Source organism: Phaeobacter sp. G2 (assembly GCA_025163595.1).
Taxonomy (GTDB): domain Bacteria; phylum Pseudomonadota; class Alphaproteobacteria; order Rhodobacterales; family Rhodobacteraceae; genus Pseudophaeobacter.
Map to the genome: position 1 here is coordinate 4055396 of CP104100.1, position 12509 is coordinate 4067904.

11 protein-coding genes and 1 tRNA gene are annotated in these 12509 nt (G+C 59.8%); 8 read left to right on the plus strand and 4 right to left on the minus strand.

Features of this window, described 5'->3' with window-relative positions; all coding sequences use genetic code 11:
* Positions 1-20: 20 nt before the first annotated feature.
* Complete coding sequence (clpB, locus tag N1037_19275; protein ID UWS79359.1) at positions 21-2639, minus strand: ATP-dependent chaperone ClpB; 2619 nt, start codon at positions 2637-2639, stop codon at positions 21-23.
* 263 nt (positions 2640-2902) lie between these two features.
* On the opposite strand from clpB, the gene pyrF reads away from it, so the two are divergent.
* Positions 2903-3610: an orotidine-5'-phosphate decarboxylase gene (gene pyrF / locus N1037_19280; protein ID UWS79360.1), complete on the plus strand. Its 708-nt coding sequence runs from the start codon at positions 2903-2905 to the stop codon at positions 3608-3610.
* Between the two features lie 524 nt (positions 3611-4134).
* Here the strand turns inward: pyrF and N1037_19285 are convergent.
* Entirely contained in the window at positions 4135-4533 is a 399-nt protein-coding gene (locus N1037_19285) for an NUDIX hydrolase (GenBank protein UWS79361.1), read from the minus strand.
* Between the two features lie 97 nt (positions 4534-4630).
* Here N1037_19285 and N1037_19290 point away from each other — a divergent pair, with 97 nt between their 5' ends.
* On the plus strand, positions 4631-5884 hold the full coding sequence (locus tag N1037_19290; protein UWS79362.1) for a DNA polymerase IV: 1254 nt from the start codon (positions 4631-4633) through the stop codon (positions 5882-5884).
* 33 nt (positions 5885-5917) lie between these two features.
* Here the strand turns inward: N1037_19290 and N1037_19295 are convergent, their stop codons facing one another.
* Entirely contained in the window at positions 5918-6784 is an 867-nt protein-coding gene (locus N1037_19295; GenBank protein UWS81403.1) for an N-formylglutamate amidohydrolase, read from the minus strand.
* Between the two features lie 157 nt (positions 6785-6941).
* On the opposite strand from N1037_19295, the gene N1037_19300 reads away from it, so the two are divergent.
* From N1037_19300 to N1037_19325, 6 genes are all read left to right on the plus strand, one after another.
* Positions 6942-7016 (plus strand) — tRNA-Val (locus N1037_19300).
* Between the two features lie 80 nt (positions 7017-7096).
* Positions 7097-7222, plus strand: a complete 126-nt coding sequence (gene ykgO / locus N1037_19305; GenBank protein ID UWS79363.1) for a type B 50S ribosomal protein L36 — start codon at positions 7097-7099, stop codon at positions 7220-7222.
* A 286-nt stretch (positions 7223-7508) separates the two neighbouring features.
* Positions 7509-8525, plus strand: coding sequence for a Fe(3+) ABC transporter substrate-binding protein (locus N1037_19310; GenBank protein UWS79364.1), 1017 nt, complete (start codon positions 7509-7511; stop codon positions 8523-8525).
* 114 nt (positions 8526-8639) lie between these two features.
* Complete coding sequence (locus N1037_19315) at positions 8640-9188, plus strand: helix-turn-helix domain-containing protein (protein ID UWS79365.1); 549 nt, start codon at positions 8640-8642, stop codon at positions 9186-9188.
* Positions 9185-9730 (plus strand): GNAT family N-acetyltransferase, encoded by a 546-nt coding sequence (locus N1037_19320; GenBank protein ID UWS79366.1) that lies wholly within the window; start codon positions 9185-9187, stop codon positions 9728-9730. Before N1037_19315 ends, N1037_19320 begins: the two co-directional genes overlap by 4 nt.
* Before the next feature lie 113 nt (positions 9731-9843).
* On the plus strand, positions 9844-10707 hold the full coding sequence (locus tag N1037_19325) for a GTP-binding protein (GenBank protein ID UWS79367.1): 864 nt from the start codon (positions 9844-9846) through the stop codon (positions 10705-10707).
* Positions 10708-10727: 20 nt separating this feature from the next.
* Here N1037_19325 and N1037_19330 read toward each other — a convergent pair whose 3' ends face one another.
* Entirely contained in the window at positions 10728-12404 is a 1677-nt protein-coding gene (locus tag N1037_19330; protein UWS79368.1) for an iron ABC transporter permease, read from the minus strand.
* Positions 12405-12509: the final 105 nt, after the last annotated feature.

Below are 12509 nucleotides of genomic sequence, written 5' to 3' on the forward strand. Positions count from 1 at the left end.
TTCAGCGTACAAACCGCGTGTCAGTGCACCACGGCGTCATCCGGTTTTGGCCGCTCAGTGGTGCCAAGGCGATCGCCGATGATCAGCCCATCGCCACCTGCCGAAACGGGGATGGTATCGCCGTCTTTGACTTCACCGCTCAGCAGCAGTTCCGCCAGGGCGTTCTGCAAGGCCCGTTGGATCACCCGCTTGAGCGGGCGCGCCCCAAAGACCGGGTCATAGCCTTCATCCGCCAGCCAGGTCTTAGCGCCCTCGTCCAAAGACAGGGTGATCTTGCGCGCGGCCAGACGTTTGGCCAGGCGGGCGATCTGGATATCAACGATACCGTCCATATCCTTGCGCGCCAGACGGTCAAAGATGATGGTCTCATCCAGACGGTTGAGGAATTCCGGTCGGAAATGCGCCCGCACCGCATCCATCACGTCCCGTTTGGCATCCGAGGCATCCGCCCCTTCGGGCAACTGGCTCAGCGCCTGGGCGCCAAGGTTCGAGGTCAGGATGATCAGCGTCTGCTTGAAATCAACCGTGCGCCCCTGACCATCGGTGAGCATGCCGTCGTCCAGAACCTGCAACAGCACGTTAAAGACATCCGGGTGCGCTTTTTCCACCTCGTCAAACAGCACCACCTGATAAGGGCGCCGACGCACTGCCTCGGTCAAGGCGCCACCTTCGTCATAGCCCACATAGCCGGGAGGTGCCCCGATCAGACGGGCAACGCTGTGCTTTTCCATGTATTCTGACATGTCGATCCGCACCATGGCGTTGTCGTCGTCAAACAGGAAGTTCGCCACCGCCTTGGTCAGCTCAGTTTTCCCTACCCCAGTTGGCCCCAGGAACAGGAAAGAGCCCAAGGGGCGGTTTTCATCGTTGAGCCCAGCCCGTGCCCGGCGCACTGCATTGGCCACCGCCGTCACCGGTGCGTTCTGGCCAATGACACGGGAATGCAGCGCGTCTTCCATGCGCAGCAGTTTGTCGCGCTCGCCCTCCAGCATTTTGGAGGTCGGGATACCGGTCCAACGTTCCACCACCCCGGCGATTTGCTCGGGTCGCACCGCCTCTTCGACCAGCACATCCTGCTCTTCGCGGCTTTCGGCCGCGACCAACTGCTTTTCCAGATCCGGGATAACGCCATAGGACAGCTCCCCGGCGCGGGCCAGATTGGCCTCACGCTTGGCGATTTCCAGATCAGCACGGGCGCGGTCCAACTGTTCCTTGATGTCGCGGGCGCCGGCCAGTTTATCCCGTTCGGCCTGCCACTGGGCGGTCATCTCAGAGGACTGTTCCTGCAGATCCGACAATTCCTTTTGCAGGGTTTCCAGCCGATCCTTGGAGGCGGCATCGTCTTCGACCTTCAGCGCCTCTTCCTCGATCTGCATCTGCAGGATCTGACGGTCCAGCGCATCCAGTTCTTCTGGTTTGCTGTCCACCTGCATGCGCAAACGGCTGGCGGCCTCATCCACCAGATCAATGGCCTTATCCGGCAGGAAACGGTCAGTGATATAGCGGTTCGACAGGGTTGCCGCCGCGACCAGGGCGGCATCGGCAATCCGTACCCCGTGGTGCAGCTCATACTTTTCCTTGATGCCACGCAGAATCGACACGGTGTCTTCTACCGTGGGTTCCTGCACCACAACGGGCTGGAACCGACGGGCCAGGGCCGCGTCTTTTTCCACATATTTGCGGTATTCATCCAGGGTGGTGGCCCCGATACAGTGCAGCTCACCGCGCGCCAGCGCAGGTTTGATCAGGTTGGCCGCATCCATGGCGCCATCGGATTTGCCCGCGCCCACCAGGGTGTGCATCTCGTCAATGAACAGAATGATCTCACCCGCAGCCTCGGTGACTTCGGTCAGAACCGCCTTCAGGCGCTCTTCGAATTCGCCACGATATTTTGCCCCGGCAATCAGCGCGCCCATGTCCAGGGACAACAGCTGCTTATCGCGCAGAGATTCGGGCACATCCCCGTTGACGATGCGCAGGGCCATGCCTTCGGCGATGGCGGTTTTACCCACGCCTGGCTCACCAATCAGAACCGGATTATTCTTGGTACGGCGCGACAGCACCTGCATGGCGCGGCGGATTTCCTCATCGCGGCCAATAATAGGGTCAATCTTGCCTTCGCGCGCTGCCTCGGTCAGGTCACGGGCGTATTTCTTTAGCGCGTCATAGCCTTCTTCGGCGGTGGCGCTGTCCGCTGTGCGGCCTTTACGAATATCGTTGACGGCTTCATTCAGCTTCTGCGCTGTGACGTCACCTGCCTCCAGCGCGTCTTTGGCTTTGGATTTCACCATGCACAGCGCCATCAGCACCCGCTCGACGGGCACAAAGCTGTCGCCGGCCTTCTCGGCGATCTTGCTGGCTTCATCCAGAACCTTGGCAGTCTGGCCGTCCAGATAGACCTGCGCGGCGTCGCCGCTGACTTTGGGCAGCTTGCCCACGGCAATATCGACAGCCACAACCACCTGGGCGGCATTGCCACCGGATTTACCAATCAGATTGCTCGCCAGCCCCTGATCGTCATCCATCAATGCTTTGAGTAGATGTTCCGGCATCATCCGCTGATGCTCTTCGCGCATCGCAATGGTCTGCGCCGCCTGCACGAAACCCCGTGCCCGCTCGGTGAACTTGTTCAAGTCCATGTCTTTCTCCTTTTACAAGCGCCCGAATAGATGTGGTTGCGCCCGCTTTGCGGCACGCCCCGGTCCGGGCCTCACAGATCAATTTGGGAGGTCTTAGCGCCTCTTCAAGATCATACTGTGGCAAAATTCCTGAAAAATCCCTGATATGTATCAATGCCAAGGAAAGACTCCCCCTTTTGGGGCTTTCCCCACTCTCAGCAGCGCAGTAGGAAAGCGCCAATCCCTCAGCCCTGATACTCAGCCCAGATTTCCGGAGAAGCCTCATGTCCCAGACCACAGCCGACGACCGCCTGATTGTTGCCATGGATGTTCCCGATGCCTTGGCCGGGTTGAAGCTGGCCGAACAGCTGGGCGATGCAGTTTCCTTCTACAAGATCGGCCTTGGCATGCTGACAGGCGGCGGGTTGGCGCTGGCCAATGAGCTAAAGCAGGAGCTGGGCAAGCGGATCTTTCTCGACATGAAGCTGTTTGACATCGGCGCCACCGTTGAAAGCGCCGTGCGCGGCCTGGCGCAGTTCGACCTGGATTTTCTCACCGTGCATGGCGACCCCTATGTGGTGAAAGCCGCCAAAGAGGGCGCTGCAGGCAAAGACATGAAGATCCTCGCCGTGACCATTCTGACCTCGCTGGATCGCGGTGATCTGGATGGCGCCCTGATCAAACCCGGAGAGATCCGCCATTTGGTGCAGGAACGCGCCGGCAATGCCTTTGCCGCTGGTGCCGATGGGGTGATTGCCAGCCCACAAGAGGCGGCGCTCATTCGCGCCCTGCCCGAGGCCGCAGGCAAGCTGATTGTCACCCCAGGCGTGCGCCCGGTGGGGGCAGATCTGGGGGATCAAAAGCGTGTGGCAACTCCGGCCAGTGCCATTGCCGATGGCGCCGATCACATTGTGGTAGGACGCCCCATCTGGCAAGCCACTGATCCACGGGCAGCAGCCCTAGCGATTCTAGACGAGCTCCGCGCGGCCTGAGCCGTAAAAAACCAGTCAGCGTGGATCGCATCCGCTCCCTTTGGCGATCAAGAGGGAGCGGTAAGTGTTGCGGCACTTTTTTGGCGCATTACCTGATCGTTTGCCACTGAAAAGAGTTGCAAACCCCGATCAATGCCACGTCTGCCCAAAAATGCATCAAACAAATTACTTTGGGATCGCCTTCCCAGCGACGAAGGCTTGATACGCAATCTCGCAGCTTACCCTACGTCAACACCCTGTATTCAAGTGACAATTCCATCCCACGCGCCTTGCTGTGCCAAATTGCCACGTGACACGAAAGCCACATCGAACGGTTGCGCACCAATACGCACACACGATGAAATTTGCGTAACGCTCCGCTATGGGCGATTCTGATCCCGAGACACTCCCCTGACGAGCTCCTCTTCCTGAGGCTCGTCTTCCTGCCCCCGCCTGAGAGCGGGGGAATTTTTTGCCCAGATCATAGAAAAACCACGGTGCGCTCTTGCAGCGCCGCGACCCAGCCCATCGGTGTAGACTGCGGCTCAGCCCGCCAGGTAGCTTTGCAACTGTTCGGCAAAATGCGGCACCGCCAGGGCGTGGCTGCAATAACTCTGCGGCGCCATCAGGCGCCAGCATTGCCCTTCAGACCCCAGCCGGACCTGTTTCACCAGCTCCGCCGGTTGATGGCTGGCAAAGAACCAAACAGTGCCACGTGGACGCTGGTAACTTTGGGACCAGGTCAGATCTGACGCAGGGATCGACAGGCCGACTTCTTCCAGGGTTTCGCGCAGCACACAGGCCTCGGGGCTTTCCCCGTCTTCGCGCCCGCCTCCGGGCAGATCCCAATAGCCCGGATAGGGAATCTCCGGCTTGTCATCGCGCTTGATCACCAACAGATCGCGCCCCAGAAACAGGGCCAGTTTTGCACCGGAAAAAGACATGTTCTTCACTTGTAAGCTGATAGTCCTACAGACAAGCCGAAACAGCCGGGGTAAAATGCTGTATCGCTCCACACAGAGATAAAGCCTCCACTGCGCCATGCAAGCCCTATGCCGTGATTGCCTCAGCCAGATCGCTCCGACGCGACGCTGCCCAAACTGTGGCAGCCCGCGCATCAAACAGCATGATGAGCTATTCTCTTTGACCATCGCCCATATGGACTGCGACGCCTTTTACGCCAGTGTTGAAAAACGCGACAATCCCGAGCTCGCCAGCAAACCGGTGATCATCGGCGGCGGCAAGCGCGGGGTTGTGTCCACCGCCTGTTATGTGGCGCGCATCCGCGGCGTTCGCTCTGCCATGCCGATGTTTCAGGCGCTGAAACTCTGCCCCGATGCGGTGGCAATCAAACCGCGCATGTCCGCCTATGTCGAGGTCAGCCGGGCGGTGCGCGCGATGATGGATGAGCTCACCCCAGAAGTGGAGCCCCTGTCGCTGGATGAGGCCTTTATGGATTTGTCTGGCACCGAGAAGCTGCACGGCCGCCCCCCCGCAGTGATGCTGGCGCGATTGGTCAAACGGATGAAAGACGAGCTGGGGATCACCGGGTCCATCGGGTTGTCGCACAATAAGTTCCTGGCCAAGGTCGCCTCTGATCTGGATAAACCGCGCGGATTTTCGGTGATCGGCAAGGGCGAGACCGCCGATTTCCTGCGCGACAAACCGGTGCGGCTGATCTGGGGAATTGGCCCGGCGGCGCAGGCCTCTTTGGACAAGGCCGGTATTCGCAGTTTTTCTGATCTGCTGCGCTGGGAGCAACAGGATCTTGTCGCCCGCTTTGGTGGCACCGGGGAGCGGCTGTGGCATCTGGCCCGCGGCGAAGACCGCCGCCGTGTGTCGGCAAACGCCCCGGTGAAATCAATCTCAAAAGAGACCACCTTTATGGAGGACACCGCCAGCCTGGATGTGCTGGACGGGCATCTGTGGCGGCTGGCAGAACAGGTGGCCGATCGCGCCAAGGCCAAATCCATGGCCGGCCGGGTGGTGACTCTCAAACTCAAGCGGGCCAATCATTCGGCTCTGACCCGGCGGATATCGCTGCACAGCCCAACCCAATTGGCCGATGTGATCTATCGCCAATCCCGCGCCTTGCTGGATCAAGTTGGCGCCCAGGGCCCGTACCGGCTGCTTGGCTGTGGCATCTCGGATCTGACCCCCGAGTCGCAGGCCGATTCCAGTGGCGATTTGCTGGACCCACAGGCAGGAAAGCGCGCCCAGGCAGAGCGCGCCACGGATGCGATTCGAAAACGATTTGGCGACAGCGCCATTCTGAAAGGGCGCGCCCTGCGCTAAGGCGCCTGGATCCGCCCTCCGTTCGCCGCCGGTCTATTCGGCCGCCAGCGGCATGTTACTATCCTCTGGTTTTATCGCGGCAATTTCCCCCGCGACCCGCCCCAACAGCTCGCGGAAGGCCGCGAAATTTTCATTCGGGCGCACCTCGGCCTCATTCATATAAAGAGAGCGATCAATCTCGATCTGCACCGCATGCTGCCCCCGCGATGGGCGTCCATAGGTGCGGGTAATATAGGCGCCGGCAAAGGGCGCATTGCGCGCCACCCGCAATCCCGCCCCAACAAAGGCTGATTCGACCTGGTCCATCACCGCCGCCCCGGCGGAAGAGCCAAACCGATCGCCCAGCACCACCTCGGGCGGGACAGCCCCCCGCGCGGGCAGAGTTGCAACGGCCTCGTGGGGCATGGAATGGCAATCAATAAGAATGGAATGGCCAAACCGGCCCTGTGCCTGTCGCATCAACCCTTGAAGGGCGGTGTGGTAGGGGTGCCAATAGTCCTGAATGCGCCGCTGCGCCTCTTGCTGGTGCATTTTACCCCGGTAAATCGCCCGACCATTTGCCACCACACGGGGAATCACCCCAAGGCCCGAAGCAACCCGAGGATTCTGCCCCCGGCGCGACACCCCCTGAATCAGGGCTGGGTCCAGTTCGTCTGTGGCGCGATTGAGATCCAGAAAGGCGCGGGGCTTTTGCGCCGTAAGCAAAGGTGCCCCGAATCTGGTCACATCCGCAAAAAGCTGATCCACAAAGGCATCTTCCGAGCTGCGAATCTGCTGGGCATCCAAAATTGAACTCTGCAAAAAGGCAGAATCGTAATCAGATCCGCTATGAGGTGAGGCAAAAACCACCGATGACGTCAGTTCAACCGGCGAAAAAACGGAAAATGCTTGCTTTGACATAGGTGCTTCTGCCCTTGGTTTCTTGAAATCACCATAGAGCGAAAATTCTAGCATCAAAAGCTCTTGCGCCCCTTCGCGACTCTGATTATAGACCCCTTCACCGGCGCGGTTCTCCGCGTCCCATTTATTTTGGGACAGGGGGTCGCAAGGGTTTCATGGGCGCTTAGCTCAGCGGTAGAGCACTTCGTTGACATCGAAGGGGTCACAAGTTCGAACCTTGTAGTGCCCACCATGAATTCACTGTTCTGGCCATTCGGTCGGGACATCCGCAAACCCAGGCGCTGGTTCGCGCCGCAGAACAGGAGAATGACTATGAAAGTCAAGAATTCGCTCCGCTCGCTCAAGAACCGGCACCGTGATTGCCGCATTGTGCGTCGCAAGGGCCGCGTCTACGTGATCAACAAGACACAGCCGCGCTTCAAAGCACGCCAGGGCTGAGACTAAGATCTCGCTCTAATCGGAAGAACCGCATCCTTGGATGCGGTTTTTTTGTGTTTGGACACTGCCCAGTCTGCCCTTGATCCAGTGCGTCCTTGATCCGGACTTCCCTTGTTTCCTTTCCCCACCCCGATGGGGCTTTCATCCGCAGCTGCGGGTCCGTCAGGGATTTTTTCTGATGGTTTTTGTCAGTTTTCATTTCCCTTCTCCGGTTTTTTCTATAATTGACAAAATCAGTCGGAAACGCCGCAGACCCAACGCGGACTATTTGTAGATCGGAATCGCTATGTTGAAAGCCACAACCATTCTTGCAGGCGCTCTTGCAGCCGCCGTTGCAACCTCTGCCGCTGCCGAAGGTGAGTTGAACCTCTATTCCTCACGCCACTATGACACCGACGAGCGCCTCTATTCCGATTTTGAGGAGGCCACCGGCATCACCATCAACCGGATCGAAGGCAAAGCAGACGAGTTGATCGCCCGCATGTCCGCCGAAGGCGCCAATTCTCCTGCCGATATCCTGCTGACCGTGGACACCTCGCGGCTGGCCCGCGCCAAAAACGCAGGCATCTTGCAGCCCGTCGACAGCGCGGTTCTGGAAGCCAAGGTTCCCAGCTACATCCAGGACAGCGACAACCAGTGGTTTGGCTTCTCACAGCGCGCCCGGATCATCTTTTATGACAAAAACGATGTCGCCACCCCACCGCGCACCTATCTGGAACTTGCCGATCCGGCCTACAAAGGTCAGATCTGCATTCGCTCTTCCAGCAACACCTATAACCAGACTTTGCTAGCCTCTATCGTCACCCACCACGGCGTGGAAAAGGCTGCGGACTGGGCCAAAGGCGTTGTCGCCAATATGGCCCGCGCGCCCCAGGGCGGTGATACCGACCAAATGCGCGGCATCGTTTCCGGCGAATGCGAAATTGCCGTTGGCAACAGCTACTATTTTGCCCGCTCGATCCGCAAGAACGTCAAAGGCCTGTCCGACAGCCGTGACATGATCGGCTGGGTCTTCCCCTCGCAGGATGCCGAAGGCGCCCACATGAACCTTTCTGGTGCCGGCGTTGCCGCCAATGCGCCCAACCGCGACAATGCGGTGAAGTTCCTGGAATATCTCGCCTCGGATCAGGCGCAGCAGTATTTCTCGGCGGGCAACGACGAATACCCCGGCGTGCCCGGTGTTGGTCTGGCCCCAAGCATTGCCGCCCTGGGCTTCTTCAAGCCTGACGATGTGAACCTGTCTGAGGTCGCCAAGAACATCCCCGAAGCGCAGAAAATCTTTGATCAGGCCGGCTGGGAATAAACGCCCTCCCCTGACCGCAAATCCACCCGGAGCAGAAATTCTGCTCCGGGTGTTTTTTTCTTGCGCGAATCTCATATATGGGAAATATTCCCTCATGATAGAGGGGTGACACAGATGCAAAACTTTAACAGCCGTCTGGCCAACCGGCTGGCGACACTCAGACAGGACAGGGGCTGGTCACTGGACCAGTTGGCGCAGGCAAGCGGCATCAGCCGGGCCAGCCTGTCACGTTTGGAAAAGGGTGAGGTCAGCCCCACTGCTGAAAGCCTCGGCCAGCTGTGTGCTGCCTATGCGCTGCCAATGTCGCGGCTGATGATGCAGGTAGAAGACACCCACGCGCCGCTGATAGCCGCCGCTGACCAACAAATCTGGCGGGATCCAACCACCGGGTTTGAGCGACGGCAGGTCTCGCCCCCCGCGCCGACCTTGGCTGGCGAGGTCATTGCCGGCTATTTGCCACCTGATCAGACCATCACCTATGATTCCCCGTCGCGCCCTGGTCTGGAACACCATCTGATCCTGCAACAGGGGGCGCTGCAGCTGACCCTCTCCGGGACAACCCATGCGCTGCAAGTCGGTGATTGCCTGCGCTATCATCTGACCGGATCCTCACAATTTTCATCAGGGCCTCAAGGGGCCCGCTACATCCTGGTACTGATATGACACTCGACATACGCCCTGTGACTGCCACTGAACTGCATGGCCTGACCGACGCGCTGGCCGAGATTCTATGGGCCTGCGTTCAGGCCGGTGCCAGTGTCAGCTTTGTCCTGCCCTTTTCCCCCCAAGATGCCGCCCGGTTCTGGAGCGATCAGATCTTTCCCGCAGTGCAACGCGGCGACACCATACTGTTTGGCGCCTTTGTTGACGGTGAGCTGCAAGGCACCGCGCAATTGGTGGTTTCACAGCCTCCCAACCAACAACACCGCGCGGATGTGGCCAAACTGCTGGTTCACCCAAAGGCCCGCCGCGGCGGGATGGGCCGGACATTGATGCAGGCCCTAGAAGCGCAGGCGCGGCACCAGCGCAAAACACTATTGGTTCTGGACACCCGCTCTGGCGATCCCTCGCAGCATCTGTATGAAAGCCTCGGCTATCAGGTTGCCGGCACAATCCCCGGATATTGCCGCAGCCCCAGCGCGGATGTTTTTGAAGCCACCACCTATCTGTTCAAGCCCCTCCTGCCCGTGGATCAGGCCCCCTAGACCCGGTCCTGTCTGCTGGCCTATAGCTGCAGCAATACTAGGGACAGGCAGGAGGCCCAAATGGTTCAGATCACGGCAGCATCCCGGCGGCATAATCTCTCGCGAGGCGCGTTATGACCCGCCTGCCTGTCACCGTTCTCAGCGGCTATCTGGGTGCGGGGAAAACCACCCTGATCAATCGCCTGCTGGCCGAAGACCACGGGTTGCGGCTGATGGTTGTGGTCAATGATTTTGGTGCGGTAAACATTGATGACGCCCTGATCCAGGCCGAAGAGGGCGAGACCCTGGCGCTGACCAATGGCTGTGTTTGCTGCAGTATGGATCAGGATCTGCAGATGGCGCTGCGCAGAATCGCAATTCAGGCCGACCGCCCGGATCATATCCTGATCGAGGCCAGCGGCGTGTCAGATCCGTCTGCGATTGCGGCCACCATCCAAAACATCCCAGACCTGATCTATGGCGGTATCGTCTCCTTGGTGGATGGCACAAACACCCCGGAGCTGTTGGCCGACCCGGCAGTGGCCGACCTGGTGCGTCAGCAAATCAGCAGCGCCGATCTGGTGCTGGTGAGCAAAACCACCGCGCTGGATACGGATCTGCAGGCGCAGCTTTCCCAGATCGGTGCCCGTGGCTTGCGCCTGTTGGATGCGACGCCATTGGCTGACCTGCTGTTTGATGTGCTGCCGCTGCCGCAAAACCGCAGCAGGATCACAGCGCATCCGGCCTTTACCACCTGGCAATTTGACAGCGAAACACCCCTTGATCGCCGTGAACTTGGCGACAAGCTGGCAGCGCGGCCACAGGGGCTTTACCGGATGAAGGGATTTGTGCTGACCACCGGCGGCGCCTATGCGCTGCATATTGTCGGCCAGAACGTCGAGGCCAAGCGCTGCGACGCGACCCAGACCCAACTGGTGGCTCTGGGGCCAAAGGACCAGATCAGCCGGGATCAGATTGAGGATTGGTGGAACGGTTGAGCGGCGACAGCAGCGCTTGCCTAGCGCCGTCCTACCTGACGACAGATAAGGATCACCGGCAACAGCCCAAGTGCTACGATGACCAATGACGGCACCGCCGCGCCTTCCAGCCGCTCATCCGAGGCCAATCGGTAGGCCTGCACCGCCAGGGTGTCATAGTTGAAGGGGCGCATGATCAGAGTGGCCGGCAGTTCCTTCATCACATCGACAAAGACTATCAGTAGGGCGGTCAGCAAACTGGGGGTAAGCATTGGCAGGTGCACGCGCCGCAACATTCCCAGGGGCCCCTGCCCCAATGACCGCGCGGCCGCATCCATATTGGCATGCACCGTGGACTGCCCGCTTTCATAGGCGCCAAGCGCCGCCGCCAGAAAGCGCACCATATAGGCCGCCACCAACAGCCAGATCGAGCCGGAAATCAACAGCCCGGTACGGATCTCAAAATTGGCCCGCATCCAGGCGTCCAGGGCATTGTCAAAGGCGGCAAAAGGCACCATCAGCCCCACCGCAATAACCCCACCGGGCACCGCATATCCCAACCGGGACATATAGGCCGCCGTCGAGGACGTCCGCCCGGGGCGCAGCCGCTGATAAAAGCCAAGGCAGACCGCCGCCAGCACCGTCAGCAGGGCAGCCAGTGTCGCCAGGGTAAGGGAGTTTTGCAAAAAGCCAATATAGCGGCGGCTTAGCAGGTTTTGTTCGGACTGCAGCCCCATATTGAACAGGATAATCACCGGCAGCAAAAAGCCCAGACAGACCGGCAGCGCACAAAGCACCCAGGCGCCGCCAGATTGCCAGCCTTTGAGCTCAGCCGGTGGCATCGCCGCGTGCTGTTTACCCGCCTGATGATAGCGCGCCTTGCCACGGGTCGAACGTTCCACCACGGCCAGCGCCAGCGCAAAACTCAGCAAGCACAGCGCCAGTTGTGCGGCCCCCGCCCGATCCCCCATGGAGAACCAGCTGGTGTAGATCCCGGTGGCAAAGGTCTGTACGCCAAAGTAGGACACGGTGCCAAAATCCGCGATCGTCTCCATCACTGCCAGCAACACGCCCGAGGCAATTGCAGGACGTGCCATTGGCAGGCTGACCAGCCAAAAGGCCTGAAAGGCGTTTTTCCCCAGCGCCCGCGCCGCCAGAAAGGCACCGCCGCTTTGCTGCAAAAAGGCAGCCCGCGCCAACAGATAGACATAGGGATACAGCACCAGCACCAGCATCACCGCCGCGCCCCCCAGGGACCGGATCTCGGGGAACCAGTAATCGCGCGGCCCCCAACCGGTCACCTGGCGCAAACTGCTCTGCACAATGCCGGGGTGGTCCAACACAAAGGTATAGGCATAGGCCAGAACATAGGCCGGAAAGGCCAGCGGCAGGACCAGGGCGATTTCAAACAAACGCACGCCGGGAAACCGTGTCATGGTCACCAGCCAGGCAGCACCAACACCAATTCCCAGGGTGCCCACAGACACCAGAGCCACCAAAGCAAAGGTGGTCAGCGCATAGCCGGTTAGCACGGTATCGACCAGATGCCGGATTGTCTCTGTGCCGCCGGTCAGCGCCGCCAGAGCCACCGCAACCATCGGCAAGATACAAGCCAGCGCAACAGCCCAGGCCAGGAAGGAGAACACCCCGGTTCCCGACCGTCGCCCACGGCGGTTGCCCTTTGGGGCGTATTCATCTGTCTCGCTCACGGCGGTCATGTATCTGGCTCTTGGCTGTCTAGTTGGCTTTTCCCCTTATTCGATCATTTTGGTCAGAAACTCCAGCAGGAAACCCAACGCGGCTGTTTTTGCAGCGCAGGCTTT